The organism is Kibdelosporangium aridum (assembly GCF_900176515.1).
GTDB lineage: Bacteria > Actinomycetota > Actinomycetes > Mycobacteriales > Pseudonocardiaceae > Kibdelosporangium > Kibdelosporangium aridum.
The window spans coordinates 584,899-610,011 of record NZ_FWXV01000003.1 but is presented as its reverse complement, the minus strand read 5'-3'; the positions used below and the strand labels follow the sequence as shown (position 1 = coordinate 610,011).

The following is a 25,113-nucleotide window of genomic DNA, read 5'->3' as shown; positions in this document are numbered from 1 at the left end:
TGGTTCACCGATTCGTTATGCTTCTCGGTCGGCCTACTACTTGACGACAGGAGTTCGATGACCGTCCTGGACGAAAGTCAGCTACTGCTTGATTCCGGAACGGTTGAGAACCCCTCAATCCTGTACTCGGGTGGAGTAACGCCGCCCACGCGCACCCTCGTCGACATCCTGGCCGCGACGGCCCGGCAGCACCCCAACGCGGCGGCTCTCGACGACGGCACGGCCGTCCTGACGTACCGCCAGCTCATGGCCGAGGTCGAGGCGCGGCGCGACATCCTCGCGGCCGCAGGCATCGGCGTGGGGGACCGTATCGGTATCCGCGTCGAGTCCGGCACGGCAGAGCTGTACCTGTCCATCCTCGCGGTGCTCATGGCCGGTGCCGCGTACGTCCCGGTCGACGCGGACGACCCCGATGAGCGCGCTGAACTGGTCTGGGCCGAGGCCAAGGTCTGCGCGGTCATCGGCTCGCAGGGCGAGTTCCGGCCGATCGGTGCGCCCATGCGCTGCGGCACCGGGCCCGGACCCGACGACGACGCCTGGATCATCTTCACCTCCGGGTCGACTGGAACACCCAAGGGCGTTGCCGTAAGCCACCGCAGTGCCGCCGCGTTCGTCGACGCCGAAGCCCGGTTGTTCTTGCAGGAAGAACCGATCGGACCGGAAGACCGTGTCCTCGCAGGTCTGTCGGTCGCGTTCGACGCCTCATGTGAAGAGATGTGGCTCGCATGGCGGTACGGCGCGTGCCTCGTTCCCGCGCCGCGCGCGCTCGTGCGTACGGGTATGGACCTGGGCCCGTGGCTGTTGGAGCGCGAGATCACCGTCGTGTCGACGGTGCCGACGCTCGCCGCGTTGTGGCCCGTCGAGGCGCTCGACGAGGTCCGCCTGCTGATCTTCGGTGGCGAGGCGTGCCCGCCTGAACTGGCCGAACGCCTGGCCGTCGAGGGCCGCGAAGTATGGAACACATACGGCCCGACGGAGGCCACGGTCGTCGCGTGCGCCGCGCAGCTGACGGGTGAAGGCCCCGTGCGGATCGGCCTGCCGCTGGACGGCTGGGACCTGGCCGTCGTCGACCAGGTCGGCAAGCCCGTGCCGATGGGCGAGATCGGCGAGCTCGTGATCGGCGGCGTCGGCCTGGCCCGCTACCTGGACCCCGAGAAGGACGCCGCGAAGTTCGCCCCGCTGGACTCGCTGGGCTGGGACCGCGCGTACCGCAGCGGTGACCTGGTCAAAGCCGAGCCCGAGGGCCTGTTGTTCGTCGGTCGCGCCGACGAGCAGGTCAAACTGGGTGGCCGGCGGATCGAGCTGGGCGAGGTCGACGCCGCTCTGCAGGCGCTGCCCGGCGTCGCCGGTGCCGCCGCGGCCGTGCGCAAGACAAAGGCGGGCAACCAACTGCTTGTTGGCTACGTGGTGGCCGAGGACTTCGACGAAGCCGATGCGTTGGAGCGGCTGCGTACGGCGCTGCCTGCGGCTTTGGTGCCGCTGCTTGCCGTTGTGGACACGCTGCCGACGCGGACGTCCGGCAAAGTCGACCGCAACGCGCTGCCGTGGCCGCTGAAGACCGTCACGTCGGAGCTGTCCGGTACGGCGGGCTGGCTGGCCGAGCAGTGGACCGAGATCCTCGGCATCGGCGTGGACAACGAGGACGAGGACTTCTTCGCCCGCGGCGGCAGCAGCCTCGGTGCCGCGCAGCTGGTTTCCCTTGTCCGCCAGCAGTACCCGGGCCTGTCGGTCAGTGACGTCTACCAGCACTCGAAGCTGGGGCAGATGGCCAAGCGCCTGGACGAACTGGGCGTCGCGGAGACCACGAGCCGGACTGTCGAGCCGACGCCGCGCGGCTTCGCGCTGGCCCAGACCGCGCTGATGGTGCCGCTGCTGACGGTCGTCGGCGCGCGCTGGATCGTCGCTCTGGCCGCCATCAACAACGTCCTGGCAATGCTCGGGTTCACCTGGGCACCAACGATTTCCTGGTGGTGGGTGGCGCTCGGCTGGGTCGCGTTCGTCAGTCCGCTCGGCCGCCTGGGCATCGCGGCGGGCAGTGCGCGGTTGCTGCTGCGTGGTTTGAAGCCAGGGAAGTACAAGCGTGGCAGCGGCGTCCACCTGCGACTGTGGACGGCCGAGCGGATCGCCGCGCTGACCGGCGTCTCGAACCTGTCCGGCGCACCGTGGATCACCTATTACGCCCGCGCCCTCGGCGCCAAGATCGGCCGCGGCGCCGACCTGCACTCGCTGCCCCCGATCACCGGGATGCTGAAACTCGGCAAGGCCAGCGCGGTCGAACCCGAGGTCGACCTGAGCGGCTACTGGATGGACGGCGACCGCCTGCACATCGGCAAGATCCGCATCGGCGCCGGTGCCACGATCGGCGCGCGCAGCACGCTCTTCCCGGGCGCCCGTGTCGGCAAGCGCGCCGAGATCGCGCCCGGTTCGGCCGTGATGGGCGCGGTCCGGCCCGGTCAGCGGTGGGCCGGTGCTCCGGCGGTCAAGTCGGGTAAGCCTGGACGGTCGTGGCCGTCGGCTCGGGCGCCTCGCAAGCTGCGCTGGGTCATTGCCTACGGCATCACGTCCTTGGTGATGGGGATGTTCCCGGTTCTCGGTGCGGTGCCTGGCCTTCTGGTCTTGTCGGCGTTCCTCGACGGTGGCTTGTCCGGTGTGCTGACGGCCGTACCGCTCGCGACGCTCGCCGCGATGGGCAGCTTCGCCGCGCTCATCCTGGTGTCCGTGCGGCTGCTCGGCATCGGGCTACGCGCCGGTCATCACCCCGTGCACAGCCGGATCGGCTGGCAGGCGTGGGCGACCGAGCGGCTGATGGACCTGTCCCGGATCCTGCTGTTCCCGATGTACGCCAGCCTGTTCACCCCGGTGTGGCTGCGGCTGCTCGGTGCGAAGGTCGGGCGCCGGGTCGAGGCGTCGACCGTGCTCGCGATCCCGAAGATGACGACCATCCGCGACGGCGCGTTCCTGGCCGACGACACCATGGTCGCCACATACGAACTCGCAGGCGGTTGGATACGGATCGGCGAAGCGCGTGTTGGCAAACGGGCGTTCCTCGGTAACTCGGGGATGACCGCGCCGGGCCGTGCTGTGCCGAACGGTGGTCTCGTTGGCGTGCTGTCCGCGACGCCCAAGCGTGCCAAGGCGGGGTCGTCGTGGCTCGGTATGCCGCCGATGAAGCTACGGCGGACCGTCGCCGAGGGAGACAGCAGCCGGACGTTCGAACCCGCCAAGCGTCTCGTTGTGGCGAGGGCGTTGGTTGAGATGTGCCGCGTCATCCCGGTCATGGCCGGTGTCGCGTTGGCAGTGCTTGTCCTGGCCGCGTTCGAGGGCCTCGTCAGCCAGTTCGGCTGGGCCGTGGCCACGTTGCTGTCTGGCGGTGTGCTGCTGGGCGCCGGGCTCGTCGCGTGCGCGGTGACCACGGCCGCGAAGTGGTTGCTCGTCGGGCGGTTCCGTGCGGTCGAGCATCCGCTGTGGAGCTCGTTCGTGTGGCGCAACGAGCTCGCGGACACATTCGTCGAGGTGGTCGCCGGACCGTGGCTGATCTCGTCGGCCACCGGCACGCCGCTGCTGAACGGCTGGCTGCGGACCATGGGCGCGAAGATCGGCCGTGGCGTCTACCTCGACACGTACTGGCTGCCTGAGGCAGACCTGGTGTCGCTGGGCGACGGCGTGAGCGTGAACCGCGGTTGCGTGCTGCAGACACACCTGTTCCACGACCGGATCATGAGCATGTCCGAGGTGCTCATGGACGACGGCTCGACCCTCGGCCCGCACGGCATCATCCTGCCCGGCGCCAAGGTCGGTGCGCGCACCACGGTCGGCCCCGCGTCACTGGTGATGCGCGGCGAAGGTGTCCCAGCCGACACCAGGTGGCTTGGCAATCCGATCTCCGCGTGGCCTACTGTCAGGTCGTGATCGACCCGTACCTGCCCGAGCACGGCGACCCGAGCTATCACGTCGAGCACTACGACCTTGAGCTGGACTACCGGGTCGCCGCGGGCAGACTGTCGGGCAGAGCCAAGATCACCGCGGTCGCGCGCACGGCGCTGACGCGGTTCGCGCTCGATCTCAGCTCGTTCAAGGTCAACCGGGTGCTGGTGAACGGCAAGCCGACCCGGTTCGTGCACCGCGGGCACAAGCTGACCGTGCAGGCGAAGGTCGCCGCCGGGAGGCAGTTCACCGTCGAGGTGCGCTACGTCGGCAACCCGGTGCCCATCAACACCAGGCACTGGGGAGAGCTCGGCTGGGACCAGCTCGAGGACGGCGTGCTGGTGGCCAGCCAGCCAATTGGTGCGCCGTCATGGTTTCCGTGCAACGACCACCCGAGCGACAAAGCGACATATCGGATCTCAGTCACCACGGCCTCGCCCTACCGCGTGATCGCGAACGGCGACCTGATCGACGGCCGGGTCGGGGCTTCGACCACCACGTGGGTCTACCTCCAGCCCGAACCGATGGCGACCTATCTCGCCTCCATCCAAATTGGACGGTACGAGTACATCGAGCGGGCCGACGACCAGGTACCGTTGCGAGCTGCTTTTCCGTTGCGCCTGCTCGAAGGCTACGCACACGACTTCGGGCGCCAGTCCGAAATGGTGGTCGCGTTCGAGCGGATGTTCGGCCCCTATCCGTTCAACGCGTACACCGTTGTGGTGACCGACGACGAGCTGGACATCCCGATCGAGGCCCAAGGCATGTCGATCTTCGGGGCCAACCACATCGACGGTCGCCGCGGCTTCGAACGTCTCGTGGCACACGAACTGGCGCACCAATGGTTCGGCAACAGCGTGTCGATCGCCGACTGGCGGCAGATCTGGCTGAACGAAGGCTTCGCCGCCTACTCGGAATGGCTGTGGTCGCAGGCTTCCGGCGGCCAGTCCGCCGACGCGTTGGCGCGGGCGACCTGGACGAGGCTGGCCAAACTGCCGCAGGATCTGGTACTCGCCGATCCCGGTGTCGAGCGGATGTTCGACGATCTGCTGTACAAGCGCGGCGCGCTTGCCGTGCACGCCTTGCGTTTGCGGCTCGGCGACGCGGCGTTCTTCGAGATGTTGCGCGAATGGACCGCGCGGCACCGGCACGGCTCAGTGACCATTGAGGACTTCAAGGAGCACGCTCAGCGGCATTCACCGCGCCCGCTTGACAGCCTGTTCACTGCTTGGCTGCACCAGGCCCGGCTGCCCGAGCTCGGCTAGGATCCGTTCGGCCTCGGCCACCGTCTTGACGATCACATCGGCGCACGCGGGCAGGTCGTCGAGCTTGCCCACGACTTGTCCCGCGGCCAGTACGCCCGCGTCCGTCCGGCCTTCGACGAGGCCCGCGCGCAGCAACATCGGAGTGTTGGCCGCCATGACGACTTGGGCCAGCGACATGTCACCGCGCATCGACCACCCTTCACGGGCCATCGATGACCACGACAAGCCGCTGAGCTTCTTGAACTTCGCCGCGTTCCGGATGGCGTGCAAGAGGCTGCTCACCCGGCCGGACTTCTCCAGTTTCTCGACCAGTTCCGTCTTCAGCACCCGATGCGGAACGCCGTCAACCCGTTTCGTCACCACAGTTCCGTCAAGGCCCTTGCTGAGGTAGAGCTGCTTGACCTCGTCGGGTACTGTGCTTTCCTTGGTCAGCAGGAACCTCGTGCCCATCGCGATTCCGGCAGCGCCGTACGACAATGCCGCCGCAAGACCTCGGCCGTCGAAGAAGCCGCCCGCTGCGATCACCGGGATGTCGATGGCGTCCACAACGGACGGGATGAGCAACGTCGTGGCCACGGATCCCGTGTGGCCGCCCGCTTCGCCACCCTGGGCGATCACCGCGTCGGCACCCCAGGCCGCGACCTTTTCGGCGTGCCTTACTGCTCCGACCGACGGGATGACCAGCGTGCCCGCGTCCTTGAGCTTCTTGATCAGATCCGCTTTCGGTGCCCTGGCGAAGGATGCGACCCGGATGTTCTCCCGGATCAGCAGGTCGATCCGCTGACCCGCGTCGACCGCGTCCGATCGGAGATTCACCCCGAACGGTTTGTCCGTGCGGCTTTTCGTTTCGGCGATGGCCTTTTCCAGCTCCTCGTAGGTCATCGTGGCCGACGCGAGGATGCCGAGACCGCCCGCTTGCGCGCTCGCCGCGACCAGCCTGGGCCCGGCGACCCAGCCCATTCCGGTCTGCACCACCGGATGCTCGACGCCGACCAGTCGCGTGAGGGCGGTTTTCACACCCGCACCTCGCGTTCCCGCTTGCCGTCCGGATCCAGCACGGTCCGGATCAGATCAAGCTCTTGCTCGGTCGGCTGCCGGGTGATCGAGGGCTCTTCGTACTCGGGCAGTTCGAAGCCGGTCTGGTCGTACACCTCTTGGATGTCGACGTCCGGGTGGACGGACACCAGGCGCATCCGGCGGTCCGGCGTGTCGAAATCGAACACCGCGAGGTTGGTGACCACACGGTGGATGTGGTGGAACGGGCCGGCGTACTTGTCATAGCCCACACCCGAGACGACATCGACGGCGTCGACCAGGACTCGCTTGCTGTGCCTCGGAATCCAGTAGCTGGTCTTGTGGTTCGCCGTGTTGCCCGGTGCGCCGCGGAAGCCGAGCAACTGCCTGCTCGGTTTGCGGTGGTCACCGATCGCGGAGATGTTCTGGTTGCCGAACTTGTCGAGTTGGTTCGCGCCCATCACCACGTGCCTCGTGCCGTGCGCGACCACGTCGAACACCTTGCGGTACGGCAGCCAGCCTTCGATTTTGCCTTCGGGCGTCAGCAGATACGCCTCGCCGTCGGAGAGCAGCAGGTCGGGCTCGGCGGTCAGCCTGGCGAGCCGGGCACCGAGACTCGGGACCAAACCCATGGGACTTGCCAGGATCTCGCCGTCGCCCGCGAACAGGTCCGCGCAGGCCGCGACGCACACTTCGGCTCGGGTCACCGCCATGCCTGCACCGCCTCCTGGTAGCCGCGTTCGCCGCCGGTGAGGAACCGGTCCGCGAAGGAATCCCAGTTCGCCTCGGCGTAGAGCTTCTGGAACTGCTCGTCACGGGGATAGTCCGGCACGCAGCTGGTGAAGTGCGCGCCATTGGGCGTCTCCACCACGCCGTCGACCATCATCCTGTTCAGCAGCAACGTCTGCATGGGCCCTTCGAACGTGTCCACGATCTTCTCGCAGGAGACGTACCGACGCTTGGCCGCAAGGCAGAACAGGTCGTCGAAGTAGGGGTCTGGGCCGAGGTATTGGGCGTTGCCGTGCTGGTCCGCCCGGTTCATGTGGACCAGGGCGACGTCCAGGTGCAACGCGGGCATGGCCACGAGTTCTTCGCCGTCATAGGGCGATTTGACCGTACGCAGCTCGGGGTTGGTCCGCATCACGTCCGAGCCGAGCCCGGCCCGGATCGGTAAGAAGGGCAGCCGGTGGCCGGCGGCGAGAAGTCCACATTGGAACATGCCCTCGTCCAGTTCGGTGACGTCAAGGTCACCTTCTTGCCGCAGCTTCTGGAAGTACGGGTCGTAGGCGACAGTGTCGAGCGAGACGAACCCGAAGACGAGTTTGCGGATCTTGCCCGCCGCGGCGAGCAATCCGACGTCCGGGCCGCCGTAGGACACGATCGTCAGGTTCTTCAGCGGGGAGTCAAGGATCGCCCGGACGAGCGCCATCGGTTTGCGGCGCGAGCCCCAGCCGCCGATGCCGATGGTCATCCCGTCGGACAGTTCCGCCACCACGTCGGCTGGCGTCATCCGCTTGTCACGCATCTTTCGCTCCGTTGATGAAAGCGTCGCGTGCCTCGTCCGAGGCGCCGGTCAAGTTCAGCTCGAACGTGAACCCTTGCTCGTAGCGGTAACTGCGGTGCACCGGCTGCGGATCGATCCCGTTGATCGCCTCTTTGGCCCGCCGGATCACCCTGGTGTCCTTGGCCGCGATCTCGTCGGCGAGTTTCAGCGCCGCATCGTCGAGTTCTTCGCGCGACACGACCTCGTAGACCGAACCATGGTGGTGCAGTTGCTTCGCGTCGATGGTGCGAGCCGTGTAGTACAGCGTTCGCATCAGATGCTGGGGGACGAGTCTCGCCAGATGTGTAGCCGCGCCGAGCGCACCTCTGTCCACTTCCGGCAGTCCAAAGTAGGCGTCGTCGGACGCGATCACGATGTCGCTGTTGCCGACCAGCCCGACGCCTCCGCCGAGGCAGAATCCTTGTACAGTGGCGATCACGGGCACCGCGCAGTCGTACACCGCCGCGAATGCCGCCGCGCAGCCACGATTGGCGCCGATCAAGGCGCCATGTCCTTCGGTGCGCTGCATTTCCTTGATGTCCACGCCCGCGCAGAAGCCCCGGCCTTCGGCGCGAAGGATCACCACGTGTGTCTCTGGATCGTCGCCCGCGGCCAGGATCGCCGAGGCGAGGTCGAACCACCCTTGCACCGGCGGGGCGTTCACCGGTGGGAAGTCGATGGTGACCTGGGTGACGCCGGGACCCGCCCGGCTGCTGGTGATCCCCATGGACCCTTCTTCCTAACCTAGCGATTGCTTGGTAACTTATCAGGGCCTGGTGCCCAAGAGAAGGAGTCAGGAGTGGAACTCGCGCTCGACGGGTCGGTCGTCCTGGTGACCGGCGGTGGGCGCGGGGTCGGACTTGGCATCACACGGGCGTTTCAGTCCGCCGGTGCGACCGTGGTGATCTGCGGCCGTACCGAACCTGCTGAGCCGGTCGCCGACTTCATCGCCTGTGACATACGGGATGTCACGCAGATCGACGCCATGGTGACGCAGGTAGTCGAGCGCTACGGGCGGCTGGATGTCCTGGTGAACAACGCGGGCGGCGCGCCGGTCGTCGAGACCGCGTCGGCTTCACCCCGGTTCCATGAAGCGGTCATCCGGCTCAACTTGGTGGCGCCGTTGCTGGTGTCGCAGCGCGTGAACGCGGTCATGCAGGAGCAGGACACCGGCGGATCGATCGTGATGATCAGCAGTATCAACGGATCTCGGCCGGCACCGGAGTCCGTGGCCTATGGAGCGGCGAAGGCCGGTGTGAACAACCTCGCCGCGAGCCTGGCGGCGGAGTGGGCGCCCAAGGTCCGGGTGAACTCGCTCGGTGTCGGGATGGTTCGAACCGACATCACCGAAGAAGCGTTCGCTCCGATCATGGACGAGGCGACGGCGGCTGTCCCGTTGGGACGGTTGGCCGAACCGTCGGAGGTCGGTGCGTGCGCGGTATTTCTGGCTTCTCCGCTGGCGTCCTATGTCACCGGAGCGACGCTTCTGGTACACGGCGGGGGTGAACTGCCCGTCTACTTCAATAGGGAGACGCCTTGAGCAAGCTCTGTTCTGGTCGCGTTGTCATCGTCACCGGTGCGGCGCGAGGGATCGGCCGTGCGCATGCTCTGGCGTTCGCCGCTGAGGGTGCTTCCGTTGTCGTGAACGACTACGGTGTCGGGCTGGACGGCTCGGGTGCGTCTGCAGGCCCTGCTGCCGAGGTGGTCGAGGAGATCAAGGCCGCGGGTGGTTCGGCCGTCGCCAACTTCGACGACGTGGCCTCGTGGGACGGTGCCGCCGCGTTGGTCGAGACAGCGTTGCAAGCGTTTGGCCGGCTCGATGTCCTGGTGAACAACGCGGGATTCCTGCGCGACCGGATGCTGGTGAACATGGCCGAGGAGGAGTGGGACGCGGTCGTCCGCGTGCACCTCAAGGGCCACTTCGCTCCTCTGCGGCACGCGGCCGCGCATTGGCGTTCGGTGGCGAAGTCCGGCACTGTGCCGGATGCCCGTGTGATCAACACCAGTTCCGGCGCGGGATTGCTGGGCAGCGTCGGCCAGGGCAACTACAGCGCTGCGAAGGCAGGCATTGCATCCCTGACGTTGGTCGCGGCGGCGGAATTAGCGCGCTACGGCGTCACCGTGAATGCCATCGCGCCCGCTGCGCGGACCCGGATGACCGAGCAGACGTTTGCTTCGACGATGGCCGCTCCCGACGCGGGCTTCGACGCCATGGCCCCCGAGAACATCTCCCCGCTGGTGGTCTGGCTCGGCAGCACGGAGTCCCGTGAGGTGACCGGCCGCGTGTTCGAAGTGGACGGTGGCCGGATCTGCCTCAACACCGGCTGGACTCCCGGCCCCACCGCCACCAAACCCGCCCGCTGGTCGCCGGGGGAACTCACCCCGGTGGTGAAGGACCTGCTGGCGCAGGCCCCTGCACCACTGCCGGTGTACGGGAGTTAGATCCGCTCGATGATGGTCGCGGTCGCCAGTGCGCCACCCGCGCACATGGTGATGAGCGCACACGTCTCGTCGCGGCGCTCGAGCGCGTGCAGGGCTGTGGTGAGCAGGCGTGCGCCGGTGCTGCCGACGGGGTGGCCGAGGGCGATGGCGCCGCCGTTGACGTTCACGCGGTCAGTGTCTGGGTTGTGCACACTTGTCCAGGACATCACCACGGAGGCGAAGGCCTCGTTGACTTCGAACAGGTCGAGGTCACCGATCTTCATGCCGCTGCGTTCAAGGACGCGCGCGGTTGCCTGAACCGGGCCGTCAAGGTGGTAGTACGGCTCGGCGCCAACGAGTGTCTGCGCGACGATGCGGGCACGTGGGCGTAGGCCGAGGGCGCGAGCGCGGTCCTCGTCCATCAGCATCACTGCGGCGGCGCCGTCGGAGATCTGCGACGACGTGCCCGCGGTGTGCACGCCGTCTTCCATGACGGGCTTGAGATTCGCGAGGCCTTCGAGTGTCGTGTCGCGCAGGCCTTGGTCCTGGGTGACGCCCTTGACCGGAACCACTTCGGCAGTGAAGTGCCCGGAATCCCAGGCGTTGCGCGCCTTGGCTTGCGACCAGACACCGAACTGGTCGACGTCCTTGCGGCTGAAGCCCCGGCGCACCGCGATCCGTTCGGCGGCTTCGTACTGGTTGGGCAGGTCGATGTCCCAGTCGTCCGGCCGTGGCTTGCCGACATCGACACCCAGGTTCGATCGCAGCGGCACGCGGCTCATCGCCTCGACGCCGCAACCGATGCCGATGTCGATGGTGCCCATCGCGATCAGTCCTGCGATCAGATGAACCGACTGCTGCGCCGAGCCGCATTGGCAGTCGACGGTCATGCAGCCCGTGGTGTGCGGCAGGCCGGCGTGCAACCAACCCGTGCGGGTGATGTTGTTGGACTGCTCACCCGCCTGGGTGACACAGCCGCCGGCGACCTGTTCTACCAAGACCGGGTCGATCCCGGCACGCTCGACCACCGCCCGCTGCGCGGCGCCGAGCAGTTCCGCCGCATGCAGCTCTGCCAGCCAACCTCCGCGTTTCCCGATCGGCGTCCGTACCGCTTCGACGATCACCGGATGACCCACGCCGAGCACCTCCTGTGCCTGTCCGTGATCAAAAAATAGAACACGTTCCCGCCATCAGCAATACTGATGGCGCAGCAGGTCTTTCATTGAGTTAACGGTGTATGCTTAAATCGGTCGTAGAACGTGTTCCACACCGTTGTGGGGGGCGACCCGAGGAGGCAATCGTGGCCGAACCCAGGATCCCCGAAGGCTTCGACTTCACCGATCCCGACGTTTATGCCACGCGGCTACCACACCAGGAGTTCGCCGAACTGCGCCGGTCCGCCCCGGTCTGGTGGAACGAGACACCGAAACGGGACTGCGGATTCGACGACGACGGCTACTGGGTGGTCACCCGGCACTGTGACGTCAAAGAGGTGTCCCGAAACTCGGATGTGTACTCCACGTGGGAGAACACCGCGATCATCCGGTTCGGTCCCGACATCACCCGCGAGAAGATCGAGATGCAGCGGCTGATCATGCTCAACATGGACCCGCCGCAGCACACCAAGACCCGCGCGATCGTCCAGCGCGGCTTCACCCCGCGTGCGATCAACAGCCTGCGCGACGCGCTGGCGAATCGCGCCGAACGAATCGTGAAAACCGCACTCACCGAGGGAACCGGCGACTTCGTCCTCGACGTCGCCTGTGAACTGCCCTTACAGGCGATCGCGGAGCTGCTGGGGGTCCCGCAGGACGATCGCCACAAGTTGTTCGACTGGTCGAACCGGATGATCTCGTACGACGATCCGGCGGCCTCCCAACCGGAACTGGCCTCGGCCGAGTTGCTGGGCTACTCGTGGCACATGGCGGAGGACAGGAAGCGCTGTCCCGCGCACGACATCGTGACGACGTTGGTGAACGCCAACATCGACGGCGAAGGCCTGACATCGGAGGAGTTCGGCTTCTTCGTGCTGCTGCTTGCCGTGGCGGGCAACGAAACCACGCGCAACGCGATCACGCACGGGATGCACGCGTTCCTGCAGCACCCTGAGCAATGGGAACGGTACAAGGCCGAACGCCCTGCCACCACGGCCGACGAGATCGTCCGGTGGGCAACCCCGGTGATGGTCTTCCAGCGAACCGCCAAAGTGGACACTGAACTGGCCGGTGTCGAGATCAAGGCGGGCCAGCGCGTCGGGCTGTACTACAGCTCGGCCAACTTCGACCCCGACGTCTTCGACAACCCGCACTCCTTCGACATCGGCCGTGACCCGAACCCGCATCTGGGCTTCGGCGGGACGGGCGCGCACTACTGCATCGGCGCGAACCTCGCCCGGCTGGAGATCGACCTGATCTTCAACGCGATCGCGGATCACATGCCCAACATCAGGATGGCCGCGGATCCGGTCCGGTTGCGCTCGGGATGGCTGAACGGGATCAAGGAGTTCCCCGTCACCTACGCGTGAGCCGCTGGCACCGCTCCCAGTCACACGCCTTCTCCCGCCCGCCATCCAGGGGGACCCCTGATTTCAGGCTATTGCAGGGAAGGGCGGGGGTGGAAGGGTGGCAGCGGCTTGCCTGTGCATAACCGTTGCGTGTGGACAACTGGTAACAGCGGATCTTGTGGGCGGTGGAACTGTCGGTGTCCGCCGATAGGCTGGATTCCGGGGGCCGGAGGCGGCCCCCGGAACGACTTCAGCGCACGGATCGCCAGAATCCGCAGCGGTGTTCGGTCGCCAGGTCGACCGGGCCTGTCGCGGCGATCGCCAGTGACTGCGCGGTCGACGTGCCACGCTGGTAGGCAGGCCACTGTGGATCACCGGTCTTGGCGAAAGCCACCCAGTGGCCGATCATCCGCTCCGCGAACGCCTGCTGTTCCGGGGTGAACGACGGCGGCTGGAAGTCGAGCAGGTAGTCCATGTCGGCCCCGTGGGCGGCACTGGGTGGGAACCCCGGGAGCGACCGAATGCTCGGTTGGGCGAACTCGAAGGCGTACACCGGCGCACCACGGGTTGCGGCGTCGAGCGCGGGTAGCTGACTGCAGGCGCCGACCATGGCGCCGTAGTCGGTCAGGGCCGTCGCCAGTGCCAGGCCCGGTGTCGCATAGTCGCTAGCCGGGTACGCCGCCAGGATCCTGGAAGCATCCTGGCCGAACATGTCCTGGACGACCGTCGGGTAGTCGACGTCCGGGCCGTACGAGGCCGCGACATGGGCGCGCATCTCATGCTTCGTGCCGCCGTGCAGCAACGGCACGTCCGCCGCGATCCCCAACCGCAGTGCGGTCAACGGTTGCAGTGGCAGTGAGGGAGTCCCCGCTACCGGCATCCAAGGTTTGTCGGACGCGTGGCGGTGTACGCGGAACGTCTGGGCGCGGTCGGAATGCCGGACAAGGCGCTCGGCCGGTGCGTTGCGCAAGCAATCCTCGGAAGCGCATCCGGCAAAGGCAGCGAAGTCCAGTCCACGCTCAGTCGCGGTCGCCCGGTCAAGCACTGAATTCCCACACGGAGCGCTCTGCACGATCGCCTTGTCGAACAGTCCCCGCGCGCCCGGAGCAGCCAGCTGCGAGCAGACGCTGACGCCACCACCGGACTGCCCCCAAAGCGTGACGTTACGAGAGTCACCACCGAACGCGGCGATGTTCTGCCGCACCCAACGCAAGGCGGCTTGCTGATCCGCGAGCCCGAAGTTGCCCGCGTAAGGGTCGTGCAGCGATGGATGGTGGAGGAACCCGAACGCACCGAGACGGTAGTTCAGCGTGACGACAACGGCGTCATGCCCGACCATCCGCTGTGGATTCCAGGCCGAGCCCAACCCGGTCACGAGTCCGCCGCCATGCACGAAAACCAGTACTGGCAACCGGCCGGACACCGCGCGAGGTGTGGTCACGTTCAGGAACAGGCAGTCTTCCCCGCCGACAACCGCAACGCCATCCGACTGGGTGCATCGTTGGCCTGGCTTGGTGGCGTCACGAACACCTTGCCATGGCTGTGCCGGTCGCGGCGCACGGAAACGCAGGTCTCCGACTGGTGGTGCCGCGTAAGGAATTCCTTGAAAACTGCGGTAGTCGGCGGTCGCAGTTCCTTGCAGCCACCCGTCGCTGGTTCGAACGCGGGTGTCCACTTCGGACGCGACTGCGGTACCGCCGGAAAGTCCGACGGCTAACGCCGCGAGAATGGTCAACGTTCTGAGAGTCATACGCATAAGATCCCGGCGTTCGGGTCGCGAGTCGTCGGTGGACAGGCGTATCGCTGACTACGTCCGGGACCGTATGCGCTCAGACGCGACCGGGAACGTCCAGGTGGGTCCCGGTGATCGCGCTCGCCTCGTCGCCGCACAGGAAGTGGATCACGTCGGCGATCTTCTCCGGGCGCACCCAGCGGGTGAAGTCGGCGTCCGGCATGCTCGCCCGGTTCACCGCTGTATCGATCGTGCTGGGCAGCACCGCGTTCACGCGAATACCTTCAGATTTGTATTCGACCGCCAGCGTGTCCACCAACGCCAGCACGCCCGCCTTCGCGGTGATGTAACCGGCTGCCCCGGAGAACGGGCGCAGCGCGGCGCGGCTGGACACGCACACAATCGCCCCGCCTGTCTTGAGCATGTGAGGGATGCTGTGGTGACACGCGAGGTACGTGGGGCGCAGGTTGAGACGCAGCTGTGCCGTGAAGTCGTCGATGGACGTCTCGTGCACGCGGCCCGCTTTGTGGAAGCCGCCGACGAGGTTGACCACCGCCGCCAGCGGCGCGTCCTCACGACTCGTTGCGAGCTTGACGCAGGCGGCGACCGCTTGGTCGTCGAACAGGTCTGTCTCGGTCAGTTCGAGCATCGCGTGCCGGGGTAGGCGGGGCAGCTCGCCTGGCGCGATCCACGGCACCACCACACGCCACCCGGCGTGCAGGAATCGAGCGGTCACGGCGGTGCCGAGACCACCTGTTCCGCCGGTGACGATGACCGTACGGGTCAGGTCGGCTTGTTCGCGCTCACTATCCACATCGCGAAGTATTGCGAACCTCCGCCGTAAGCGTGACCCATAGCCACCCTTGCATCGGGCACCTGATGGGCCCCGGCACGGCCCATTACCTGCATAGCGGCCTCGGCGAAGCGGATCAGGCCCGAGGCGCCGATCGGGTTGGACGACAAGACACCACCCGATGGGTTGACGGGCAGCAAGCCGCCGATCGCCGTCTCACCGGCCTCGGTCAGCTTCCAGCCCTCACCGATCGCGGTGAACCCGAGGTTCTCCAGCCACATCGGCTCGAACCAGGAGAACGGTACGTAGATCTCGGCCGCGTCGACCTGGTTGAGCGGGTCGTCAATGCCCGCCTGGCGCCACAACGCGGCCGCCGCGTCCCGGCCGGCACGCGGGTTGACCTGGTCACGGCCAGCGAAGGTGGTCGGTTCCGTGCGCAAGGCGGTCGCGGTGATCCACGCGGCGTTCGATCCTGCCGTCTTCTCGTCGGCGATGACGATCGCGCAGGCGCCGTCAGACGACGGGCAGGTCTCGTCGTAGCGGATCGGGTCCCACAGCATCTTGGACGCGCGGACCGATTCGACGGTGATGTCAGGCTGCTTCAGGTGTGAATGGGGGTTCAACGCGCCATTGCGCCGGTCCTTGGCGGCGACCATCGCACCGATGTGCTCCGGCGCGTTGGAGCGACGGATGTACGAGCGCACGTGTGGAGCGAAGTAACCACCTGCACCCGCGTGCACCGGCATGGTGAACGGCGTGGGGATGGACAACGCCCACATGGCGTTGGACTCGGATTGCTTCTCGAACGCCACCGCGAGTACCCGGCGGTGCACCCCGCTTTGCACCAGGGATGCCGCGACGTTCCCGGTCGATCCGCCGACCGATCCCGCGGTGTGCACGCGGAGCAACGGCTTGCCGACGGCGCCTATCGAGTCAGCGAGGAACAGTTCGGGCATCATCACGCCCTCGAACATGTCCGGCGCCTTGCCCAGGACGACCGCGTCGATGTCCGCCCATTCGACGTTCGCATCGGCCAAAGCGCGGTCGATCGCCTCACGGCACAGCCCGGCCATGGAGACGTCCAACCGTTTGGCGGTGTGGTCCGTCTGCCCGGTCCCGATCACCGCGGCCAGCTGTCCGGCCATCAGTCCCGTCCCTCCATCAGGCACACCAGATTGTGTTGCAACGCAGGACCGCTGGTGGCGTGCGCCAACGCGCGGTCAGCCTGCCCGGTGCTCACTTGCCGGGCGGCCTCACCGATCCTGATCAGCCCGGCCGCGAACATGGGATTGCCGCACAGCACCCCGCCGGACGGGTTGATCCGCGTCCCGTTGAGCCCGAGTTCCTGGCGGAGCAGGAGTTCCTGGTGGGTGAACGGCGCGTGCAGCTCGGCGACGTCGACCTTGTCGAAGCCGGCGTCCCTGGCAGCGCCCACTGTGGACGCTGACGTGGTCAGATCCCGTCCGCCGAGGTTCGCCGAATCGACGCGATGCGCGATGCCCGTGACCCAGGCCGGGCGATCGGACAGTTCACGCGCCCGGTCTCCGGCTGCCAGGACAATCGCGGCGGCGCCGTCCGTGATCGGCGCGCAGTCGTGTTTGCGGAGTGGATCCGCCAAATACGGCTGGCCAAGCAGGTCGTCGACCGTGTAGTCGCCTTTGAGCTGTGCCAACGCGTTCGACTTCGCGTCGGCACGGCTGCGGACCGCGACCTCGGCCATCTGCTGTTCGGTCCACTTGCCTTGGTCGAGCCCGGCGCGTGCCTGCAATCCGGCGACGCTGACCGAGTCCGGCCACAGTGGAGTGACGGTGTACGGGTCGAGCTGCATGGTCATCACGCGCCGCAATTTGCCCGCTGACGACTTGCCGAAGCCGTACACCAGCGCGAGGTCCACCTCACCGGTCTGGATCTTCACCCAGGCCTCGTAGAACGCCCACGCCGCGTCCGCCTCCACATGGGACTCGTTGATCGGCGGGAACGCGCCGATCGCGTCAACGGCCGCGATGAACGAGAACGCACGGCCCGCGATGTAGTCCGACGAGCCGGAACACCAGAACTCTATGTCCGATTTGGACAAGCCGAGGTTGCCTAGCACCTCATGGAACACCGGCACGAGCATCTCGACACCGTTGGTGGTGCCGTGTGTCTGGCGGACGGCGGGTGCCTGGGCGAAGCCGACTACGGCGACATCTCTCACCGGTGCCTCACAGGTGCTGGGAGTAGGTTTCGAACGGCGCGTCCGGTTCACCGCTCGGTTCGAAGTGGTCGATGTTGGCCAGCGACGGCTGCCATTCCTCACGGGGCCGCCACACCGCTTTCACCCGCATGCCCATCCGTACCTCCGAGGCCTCGCACCCCAGAATCAGGTGCTGGAAGGCGATATCGGCGCCGTCGAGCAAGACGTACGCGGTCACGTAAGGCGGCGTGATGCGCTGACCGAGGAACGGGAGGTTGACGATGCAGAAGGTCGTGATCGTGCCGCGATCCGGCAGCTCGACCTCGTCCACTGTGGGCACGCCGTCAGTCGGGCACGCGCCGCGCGGCGGAATGTAGACCTTCTGACACTTCGGACATCGCTGCCCCAGCAGGCGTCCTTCGAGCAAGCCGTTGAGGTATCGCGTCTCCTCCGGCGAGGCGGAGTGCATGTAGTGCAGACGCACAGGAGTCGTCACCATCGTGACCGGTTCGCCTTGCGTGGTCTCGGTTTGCACGGCCTCGCCGGGCTCGAAGCACGCGATGTCGTGGATGCTGCCGACCGGTTCGGCCGCCCACCGCACCCGGACACGCATCCCGGTGCTCATGTGCTCAGGGCCCGGGACGTCGACGGCGTGCAGCATCGCGGTGTCGGCGCCGTCGAGCTTGATCAAGGCCCACGCGAACGGGTGCGCCAATGGCTGGCCGTCGTCGGGTTCCGGGACCCACGCCCATGTCTGGACGGTGCCGGCGGGCGCGACCTCGACCCACTCGGTGAGTTTTCGTGCGGTGATCGGGTCGTATTCGACCGGCGGGACGTGCACGCGGCCGTCGTCGCCGCGGATGCCCTCGATCCGCCGGTCCCGCAGGCCGGTCATGAATCTGCCCAGGACCGGGCCGAGCGACCGGGTGTAGTCGAATTCGACGTCGAGCGGTGCGCTGAGCTGGCTCACGCAGAAAGTGAAACACGTTATCGCTGGGCTGGCAAACCTCCGCCGCCCCAGGCCTTGTCTCGACTTGTAACACGTTCTAAGTTTGCGGTATGACCGCGATAGGGCTCTGGAACATCGCCGCTGACCTGCCCGATCATCCGGCCGTCGTCGACCCGGACGGTGCCGTGGTGACCTACCAAGAGCTGGCAACGCGAGCCAATCGGTTCGGCCGCGGGCTGCAGGAGCTGGGGCTGCAACCCGGCGACACAGTCGTGATGGCGCTGCCCAACTCGGCCGACCTGCTGGCGCTGTACTTCGCGGTGCTGCAGACCGGGCTGTACGTCGTGCCGGTGAACTGGCACCTGGTCGGGCCCGAGGTCGCGTACATCATCGAGGACAGCGGGGCCAAGGTCTTCATCGCGCACGCACGCTTCGCCGATATGGCCGTCGAGGCCGGAAGCGGAATCGAGGCGAAGTACTCGGTCGGCGACATTCCGGGCTTCCAGCCCTTGTCGGAGCTCGGTGCCTCCGCCGGAACTGGGCGTCCGGAGAACCGGACCTCCGGCGCGCCGATGGTCTACACGTCGGGGACGACAGGGCGTCCGAAGGGCGTGCGGCGTCCGCTGACCGGCGCGGATCCGGATGACGTCCCGCCGGCGTCGATGTGGTTCTTCGGGATCTTCGGGATCAAACCGTTCGACGACCACGTGCACATCTGCGGATCGCCGCTGTACCACACGGCCGTGCTGAACTTCGCGGGCATTTCCATCCAAATGGGACACACGGTCGTGCTGATGGAGAAGTGGGATCCCGAGGAGATGCTCCGGCTGATCCAGGAGCACCGGGTGACCCACAGCCACATGGTGCCGACGCAGTTCCACCGGCTCCTGGCGTTGCCTGAAGACGTGCGGTCGCGTTACGACGTGTCTTCGCTGCGTGTGATGATCCACGGTGCGGCGCCGTGCCCACTTGAGACGAAGCGGCGGATGCTCGAGTGGTGGGGCCCGGTTGTCGTCGAGTACTACGCGGCGACTGAAGGCGGCGGGACGTCGATCACCGCCGAGGAATGGCTGAAGAAACCGGGTTCCGTCGGCAAGGCGTGGCCGGGCTCGGTCGTTCGCGTCCTCGACGACAACGGCAACGACATGCCCGTCGGTGAACCCGGCCTGGTGTACATGAAGATGGGTGCTTCGACTTTCGAGTACCACAAGGACAAGGCGAAGACGTTGGCCGCCCGGGTCGGGGACTTGTTCACGCTCGGCGACGTCGGGCATCTGGACGAGGACGGGTACCTGTACCTGCACGACCGCAAGGCCGACATGATCATTTCCGGTGGTGTGAACATCTATCCGGCGGAAATCGAGGGCGAGCTCGCGGTGCACCCCAAGGTCGCCGACATCGCCGTGTTCGGCCTGCCACACGAGGACTGGGGCGAGGAGATCAAGGCGGTCGTGCAACCGGCTCCCGGCGTCACCCCGGACGAAGCGTTGACCGAGGAGTTGCTGGAGTACGCGCGGTCGCGGCTGGCCAAGTTCAAGCTGCCGCGCAGCATCGACTACATCGAGGAGATGCCGCGCGACCCGAACGGCAAGCTGTACAAGCGAAAGCTCCGCGCAAACTATCTGGCCTAAGTGGTAGCCCTCGTCCTAAGTGACTTTCCCCTGGAGAGCCTGCTCTAGGAAGTAACTCCCTTGGGGCAGGCTACCGGGTGGTGCGCAAGACCTCGGCCCAGTCAAGATCGACTGGGCCGAGTTGTCCACATCCGGTCGTTGTCCACAGGCGCGATCTCGCCGCCCTTCCACCCGCTGTTCCCCTTGGCATAGCCTGAAATCAGGGGGTCCCCCTGGGGAATTCTTGGTGTGATGGCGCATGTCTGGGCGCCATCGCGGGGCTGCGCGAACCCGAGACCGTCGGCACGAGGCTGCGCGCCGATCTCGTGCCCGGTGACTCGCCTCGGTTGGGTGGAAGGCTGCGCGCCAATCTGGAGCCCGGCGGCACGTCACGGTTGGGTGGAAGGCTGCGCGCCAATCTCGAATCCGGCGGCACACCTCGGTCGGGTGCAAGGCTGCGCACGAACCTCGTGCCCTGCAGCTCGCTACGGTTAGGTGCAAGGCCGCGTGCCAACTTCAAGCCCACAACCGTCGACACCCCGGAACTGTCGTACCCCGCTGGTAACGTGAAATTCAGGGGTCCCCCTTGCGGGCGGGCAGGGGGCTGGGGGCGGCTGGGAGCGGTGCCAGCGCGTCAGCGGCCGCGGAACTCGGGTTTGCGCTTCTCGGCGAAGGCGCGGGGGCCTTCCTTGGCGTCCTCGCTGCGGAACACTTCCATGCCAAGGCGGGCGTCGATCTTGAAGGCGTCGTTCTCCGCCATGCCTTCGGTTTCCCGGATCGTGCGCAGGATCGCCTGTACGGCCAGCGGGCCGTTGGCGGCGATGAGTTCGGCGAGTTCGAGAGCCTTGGTGAGGGCTTGGCCGTCCGGCACCACGTGACCGATCAAGCCGAACTGCAACGCTTCCGCCGCGGTGATGTGGCGGCCGGTCAGCAGGAGGTCGCACGCGACGGTGTACGGGATCTGCCTGGGCAAGCGAACAGCCGACCCGCCCAGCGGGAACAGGCCCCAGCGCGGTTCGGAGACGCCGAAACGGGCGCTCTCCCCGGCTACGCGGATGTCCGTTGCTTGCAGGATCTCGGTTCCGCCCGCGATCGCCGGGCCTTCCACAGCCGCGATCAACGGCTTGGTCAGCCGGCGGCCTTTCAGCAACGGCTCGATCACCGAGAGATCCCAGTCGGACGCGGTGTCGCCGGGATGGCTCGACGTCATCGCCTTCAGGTCCGCGCCCGCGCAGAACGCCCCACCCGCACCGGTCAGGACGCACGCCCGAATCGATTCATCGTTGTCCACCTGGTCCCAGGCCGAGCGCATGATCGCCATCATCTCCGCGGACAACGCGTTGCGTGCCTCCGGGCGGTTCATGGTCACGACGAGTACGTGCCCCTGCTGCTCAACCAGGCAGTCCATCGAGTTCCTTCCTGCACGGAACGGGGGATTGTTCAGAACAGTAACATGTTCTACTTTGGGTCGGTGACGTTCAACATCGCCGATCTCGTCGAGCACGCCGTTGATGTCGTGCCCGAGCGGATCGCCGCGATCTGCGGCGAACGCCGGGTCACCTACTCCCAGTTGGAGCACCGCGTCAACCGGCTCGCGCACTACCTGGCCGCGCAGGGCGTCGGCAAGGGTTCACACGTGGGTGTGTACTCGCGAAACTCCATTCAAGCGGTCGAGACCATGCTGGCCGCGTACAAACTGCGGGCCGTGGCGGTGAACGTCAACTACCGCTACGTGGCAAGCGAACTGCGCTACATCTTCGAGGACGCGGACCTGGTGGCACTGGTGCACGAGCGGTGTTACGCCGACAAGGTCGCGATGGCAAGAACCAACAAACTGGAACACGTTATTGTTGTTGATGATGACTCAGGCCTGGACTACTCCGGTTGCGAGTACGAAGAGGCCCTCAGTCAGGGCAGTCCTGAGCGGGACTTCGAGCCGCGCAGCGCTGACGACACATACATCCTCTACACCGGTGGCACCACGGGAAATCCCAAAGGTGTGGTGTGGCGGCACGAGGACGTGTGGCGTGTCCTCGGCGGTGGCATCGACTTCATGACCGGCGCCAAGATCGAGGACGAATGGCAACAGGCCAACACCGGTCTGCAGTTCAGCCTGGTCCGGTTCCCCATTCCGCCGATGATCCACGGTGCTACCCAGTGGGCGACGTTCCAGAGCCTGTTCTCCGGTGGCACAGTCGTTCTCATCCCTCAGTTCGACCCGCACGAGGTCTGGCGGACGATCGAGCAGCACAAGGCACAGGTCATCCTGATCACCGGTGACGCGATGGCGCGGCCGATGATCGAAGCGCTGCAAGAGCGCGAGTACGACACGTCCTCGGTGGTCGCGATCGCCAGCACGGCGGCGTTGTTCTCGCCGTCGGTCAAGGAACAGTATCTGGCCACGTTGCCCAACGTGGTGATCACCGACTCGATCGGCTCGTCGGAGGCGGGGTTCTCCGGACTGAGCATCGTCCAAAAGGGAGCCGACCACCGCGGCGGGCCGCGCGTCAAGATCGACGCGGACAACACCGTGATCGACGACGACAACAAGCCTGTGCCGCCCGGCGTCGTGGGCAGGCTCGCGCGCGGCGGGAACATCCCGTTGGGGTACTACAAGGACGAAGCCAAGACCAAGGCGCTGTTCACCGAGGTCAACGGAAAGCGTTACGTTGTACCGGGCGACTTCGCGCGGGTCGAGGAAGACGGCACAGTCACGCTGCTTGGCCGCGGCAACATGTGTGTGAACACCGGTGGCGAGAAGGTCTTCCCCGAAGAGGTGGAAGGCGCCTTGAAGTCGCACCCGGACGTGTTCGACGCACTGGTGATCGGCGTCCCGGACGAACGGTTCGGCCAACGCGTAGCGGCTGTCGTACAACCTCGTCCAGGCAAGAAGCCGACACTGTCCGAACTGGACGCCCACGCTCGCAATGACATCGCAGGCTACAAGGTGCCACGCAGCCTGTGGATCGTCGACGAGATCAAGCGATCGCCGAGTGGAAAGCCGGACTACCGGTGGGCCATCGCGTACGCGAACGAGAATGAAGCCACCGAACACACGACGGTAGCGGTGAAATAGTGCGAACTTCACTGTGTGACACGCTGGGGATCGAGTATCCGATCGTCGGCTTCACGCCATCCGAGCATGTGGCCGCCGCGATCAGCCGGGCGGGCGGACTCGGGGTTCTCGGCTGCGTCCGGTTCAACGACGCAGCCGAGCTCGCCAAGGTCCTCGACTGGATGGACGAGAACACCGACGGCAAGCCCTACGGCGTCGACGTGGTGATGCCCGCGAAGATCCCGACCGAGGGCGCGGCGCTCGACCTGGACAAGATGATCCCGCCGGGGCACAAGGACTTCGTCGAACGGACGTTGCAACGCCTCGGCGTCCCGCCACTCGCGGGTGAGGGACGTGCCGGAGTGCTTGGCTGGCTGCACTCCGTGGCCCGGTCGCATGTGGACGTTGCGCTGGAACACCCGGTCAAACTGATCGCCAACGCACTCGGGTCACCGCCTGTGGACGTGATTGAACGTGCACACGACCATGGTGTTCTGGTGGCCGCGTTGGCAGGCAAGGCCGAGCACGCCCGTAGCCACGTGGCCAACGGCGTCGACATCGTTGTGGCGCAGGGCTACGAGGCCGGTGGGCACACAGGCGAGATCGCCACGATGGTGCTCGTACCGGAGATCGTTGACGCCGTTGACGTTCCAGTGCTCGCGGCAGGCGGAATCGGCACCGGCCGGCAGGTCGCCGCGGCGTTGGCGCTGGGCGCGGACGGCGTGTGGATGGGCTCGTACTGGCTGACCACAGCGGAGTACACCGAGTCCCTCGGCGAGTCCGCGATGCAGGAGGCGTTGCTGGGCGCCAGTTCCAGTGACACCGTCCGAACCCGGATCTACACCGGCAAACCGGCCCGGCTGCTGAAGACGAAGTGGACGGACGCGTGGGCGGAGGAAGACGCGCCCGACCCGTTGCCGATGCCGCTGCAGAACTTGTTGGTCGCGGAGGCACACAACCGAATTCAGCACGCCAACGACCCGGCCGTGGTCTCGATGCCCGTCGGCCAGATCGTCGGCCGGATGTCGCAAGTCCGCCCGGTGGCGGAAGTGATGGAGACTTTGCTGCGGGAGACCGAGGAAACGCTGGCGCGGCTCAAGAACCTGTGAGCCCGTTGGTCAGGATGTCGGCGAGCTGGTCGGGAAGGTCGGCATAGTCGTCCCGCTGGAGCATGTGCAGCCATGCGGTGACTGTGCCCAAGATCGTGGCATGCACGACGGCAGGGTCGGGTTTGTGGCTTATTTCGCCGCGAGCGACCGCCCGATCGAGCACTGTCTCGACGCACGCGGTTTCCCGTGCCACCAACGTCGACTGGAACCGAGCTGACATCTCCTTGTTGACGGCGAGTTCGGCGAGGAATGTCGGCGTTCCGGCACGCACGCTGGGTTCGGCCACCCGCCCGAGAACGTCGATAACGGTATCGCGCAGGTCTGTGCGCAGCGAGCCGGTGTCTGCGACGGGTTGCAGGTCCATGCCGTGCACCACAGCTGAGAAGACCATTTCGGCTTTGGATGAGTGCCGCCGGTAGATCGCTGCTTTACCGATCCCTGCTCTGGCCGCGACCAGGTCCATTGTCAGGTTGGCGTAGCCGACCTCGGCGAGCAGTTCGCGGACCGTGGTCTGGATGGCGTGATCGACGCGACTTTCTCTGGGGCGTCCGCCCGCTTGTGTCGAAGTCCGCATCGGGCCATCATACGGAACTATGAGTATCGAAACTGTGAGTTCCGTTTCTAGACGGACGTTATGGGCTGGCCGGCTGATGGTGATCATTGCCGTGGTGCATCTGGTGGGCTTCGGGGTGGCTTCGCTCGACGCGATTCCGGAGTGGCTCGGTGGCGTGTTGTGGTTCAAGGGATTGACGCCGATCCCGGAAGTCGAAGGGCTGTTCTGGGCGAGCGTCGGCAGCTTCGCGGTTCCCGTACTGATCCTGGGTCTTCTTGTGGGCTGGTTGGCGAAGCAGGGGATACCGGTTCCCGGGTTCGTTCCGTGGATCCTTGGCGCGTGGGTGCTCGTCTGCTCGCTGCTGATGGAGCCGTCCGGGTTCCCGCTCGGGCTCATCCCGGTCGCCATGCTGTTCGGGCGTACTTCCGGGCAACCAAGCCGAAGCTCCTGATGAGCAGTCCATCGT

The 25,113-nt window shown here is 66.4% G+C and carries 21 protein-coding genes; 9 read left to right on the top strand and 12 right to left on the bottom strand.

What is annotated here, in order from left to right:
• Positions 1-57 precede the first annotated feature (57 nt).
• Together B9C43_RS21800 and B9C43_RS21795 are read left to right on the top strand one after the other, a co-directional pair.
• The gene (locus B9C43_RS21800; protein ID WP_084428703.1) at positions 58-3,909 is read left to right on the top strand and encodes a Pls/PosA family non-ribosomal peptide synthetase; all 3,852 of its coding nucleotides are present in this window, start codon (positions 58-60) and stop codon (positions 3,907-3,909) included.
• The gene (locus B9C43_RS21795) at positions 3,906-5,189 is read left to right on the top strand and encodes a M1 family metallopeptidase (protein ID WP_380141902.1); all 1,284 of its coding nucleotides are present in this window, start codon (positions 3,906-3,908) and stop codon (positions 5,187-5,189) included. Before B9C43_RS21800 ends, B9C43_RS21795 begins: the two co-directional genes overlap by 4 nt.
• Here B9C43_RS21795 and B9C43_RS21790 read toward each other — a convergent pair.
• From B9C43_RS21790 to B9C43_RS21775, 4 genes are read right to left on the bottom strand one after another with little or no spacing between them, the layout of a single operon-like run.
• Positions 5,121-6,206, bottom strand: coding sequence for an NAD(P)H-dependent flavin oxidoreductase (locus B9C43_RS21790; RefSeq protein ID WP_084428702.1), 1,086 nt, complete (start codon positions 6,204-6,206; stop codon positions 5,121-5,123). The two genes, B9C43_RS21795 and B9C43_RS21790, sit on opposite strands and share 69 nt — an antisense overlap.
• Positions 6,203-6,916, bottom strand: a complete 714-nt coding sequence (locus B9C43_RS21785; RefSeq protein ID WP_084428701.1) for a CoA-transferase subunit beta — start codon at positions 6,914-6,916, stop codon at positions 6,203-6,205. Before B9C43_RS21785 ends, B9C43_RS21790 begins: the two co-directional genes overlap by 4 nt.
• Positions 6,907-7,728: a CoA transferase subunit A gene (locus tag B9C43_RS21780; protein WP_084428700.1), complete on the bottom strand. Its 822-nt coding sequence runs from the start codon at positions 7,726-7,728 to the stop codon at positions 6,907-6,909. The genes B9C43_RS21785 and B9C43_RS21780 overlap by 10 nt, the downstream gene beginning before the upstream one ends.
• Entirely contained in the window at positions 7,721-8,473 is a 753-nt protein-coding gene (locus B9C43_RS21775; protein WP_084428699.1) for an enoyl-CoA hydratase family protein, read from the bottom strand. Before B9C43_RS21775 ends, B9C43_RS21780 begins: the two co-directional genes overlap by 8 nt.
• 72 nt (positions 8,474-8,545) lie before the next feature.
• Between B9C43_RS21775 and B9C43_RS21770 the strand changes: the two genes are divergently transcribed.
• Both B9C43_RS21770 and B9C43_RS21765 read left to right on the top strand, forming a co-directional pair.
• Positions 8,546-9,286, top strand: a complete 741-nt coding sequence (locus B9C43_RS21770; RefSeq protein WP_084428698.1) for an SDR family oxidoreductase — start codon at positions 8,546-8,548, stop codon at positions 9,284-9,286.
• The gene (locus B9C43_RS21765; protein WP_084428697.1) at positions 9,283-10,188 is read left to right on the top strand and encodes an SDR family oxidoreductase; all 906 of its coding nucleotides are present in this window, start codon (positions 9,283-9,285) and stop codon (positions 10,186-10,188) included. Before B9C43_RS21770 ends, B9C43_RS21765 begins: the two co-directional genes overlap by 4 nt.
• On the opposite strand, the gene B9C43_RS21760 is transcribed toward B9C43_RS21765, so the two are convergent.
• Positions 10,185-11,303, bottom strand: a complete 1,119-nt coding sequence (locus tag B9C43_RS21760; protein ID WP_033381429.1) for a steroid 3-ketoacyl-CoA thiolase — start codon at positions 11,301-11,303, stop codon at positions 10,185-10,187. The genes B9C43_RS21765 and B9C43_RS21760 overlap by 4 nt on opposite strands.
• Positions 11,304-11,467: 164 nt before the next feature.
• Here B9C43_RS21760 and B9C43_RS21755 point away from each other — a divergent pair, with 164 nt between their 5' ends.
• Positions 11,468-12,691, top strand: a complete 1,224-nt coding sequence (locus B9C43_RS21755; protein ID WP_033381420.1) for a cytochrome P450 — start codon at positions 11,468-11,470, stop codon at positions 12,689-12,691.
• Between the two features lie 229 nt (positions 12,692-12,920).
• Here B9C43_RS21755 and B9C43_RS21750 read toward each other — a convergent pair whose 3' ends face one another.
• The 5 genes from B9C43_RS21750 to B9C43_RS21730 form a co-directional block, all read right to left on the bottom strand.
• Positions 12,921-14,420, bottom strand: coding sequence for a carboxylesterase/lipase family protein (locus B9C43_RS21750; protein WP_160096631.1), 1,500 nt, complete (start codon positions 14,418-14,420; stop codon positions 12,921-12,923).
• Between the two features lie 79 nt (positions 14,421-14,499).
• On the bottom strand, positions 14,500-15,216 hold the full coding sequence (locus B9C43_RS21745) for an SDR family oxidoreductase (protein ID WP_235038755.1): 717 nt from the start codon (positions 15,214-15,216) through the stop codon (positions 14,500-14,502).
• A complete protein-coding gene (locus B9C43_RS21740) occupies positions 15,186-16,340 on the bottom strand; it encodes a thiolase domain-containing protein (protein ID WP_033381418.1) in 1,155 nt (384 codons plus the stop codon). Before B9C43_RS21740 ends, B9C43_RS21745 begins: the two co-directional genes overlap by 31 nt.
• Positions 16,340-17,392, bottom strand: coding sequence for a thiolase domain-containing protein (locus tag B9C43_RS21735; protein WP_084428695.1), 1,053 nt, complete (start codon positions 17,390-17,392; stop codon positions 16,340-16,342). Before B9C43_RS21735 ends, B9C43_RS21740 begins: the two co-directional genes overlap by 1 nt.
• A gap of 7 nt (positions 17,393-17,399) precedes the next feature.
• A complete protein-coding gene (locus tag B9C43_RS21730; RefSeq protein WP_235038754.1) occupies positions 17,400-18,341 on the bottom strand; it encodes a Zn-ribbon domain-containing OB-fold protein in 942 nt (313 codons plus the stop codon).
• A gap of 89 nt (positions 18,342-18,430) precedes the next feature.
• Here B9C43_RS21730 and B9C43_RS21725 point away from each other — a divergent pair, with 89 nt between their 5' ends.
• On the top strand, positions 18,431-19,951 hold the full coding sequence (locus B9C43_RS21725; RefSeq protein ID WP_084428694.1) for an acyl-CoA synthetase: 1,521 nt from the start codon (positions 18,431-18,433) through the stop codon (positions 19,949-19,951).
• Positions 19,952-20,564: 613 nt separating this feature from the next.
• On the opposite strand, the gene B9C43_RS21720 is transcribed toward B9C43_RS21725, so the two are convergent.
• A complete protein-coding gene (locus B9C43_RS21720; protein ID WP_084428693.1) occupies positions 20,565-21,338 on the bottom strand; it encodes a crotonase/enoyl-CoA hydratase family protein in 774 nt (257 codons plus the stop codon).
• A gap of 63 nt (positions 21,339-21,401) precedes the next feature.
• On the opposite strand from B9C43_RS21720, the gene B9C43_RS21715 reads away from it, so the two are divergent.
• Together B9C43_RS21715 and B9C43_RS21710 are read left to right on the top strand one after the other, a co-directional pair.
• A complete protein-coding gene (locus B9C43_RS21715; protein WP_200825633.1) occupies positions 21,402-23,006 on the top strand; it encodes an acyl-CoA synthetase in 1,605 nt (534 codons plus the stop codon).
• Positions 23,006-24,094, top strand: a complete 1,089-nt coding sequence (locus tag B9C43_RS21710) for an NAD(P)H-dependent flavin oxidoreductase (RefSeq protein WP_033381412.1) — start codon at positions 23,006-23,008, stop codon at positions 24,092-24,094. Before B9C43_RS21715 ends, B9C43_RS21710 begins: the two co-directional genes overlap by 1 nt.
• Here B9C43_RS21710 and B9C43_RS56790 read toward each other — a convergent pair.
• Entirely contained in the window at positions 24,081-24,668 is a 588-nt protein-coding gene (locus B9C43_RS56790; protein WP_051895032.1) for a TetR/AcrR family transcriptional regulator, read from the bottom strand. The two genes, B9C43_RS21710 and B9C43_RS56790, sit on opposite strands and share 14 nt — an antisense overlap.
• 19 nt (positions 24,669-24,687) lie before the next feature.
• Between B9C43_RS56790 and B9C43_RS56785 the strand changes: the two genes are divergently transcribed.
• The gene (locus B9C43_RS56785; protein WP_160096629.1) at positions 24,688-25,098 is read left to right on the top strand and encodes a DUF6463 family protein; all 411 of its coding nucleotides are present in this window, start codon (positions 24,688-24,690) and stop codon (positions 25,096-25,098) included.
• Positions 25,099-25,113 lie beyond the last annotated feature (15 nt).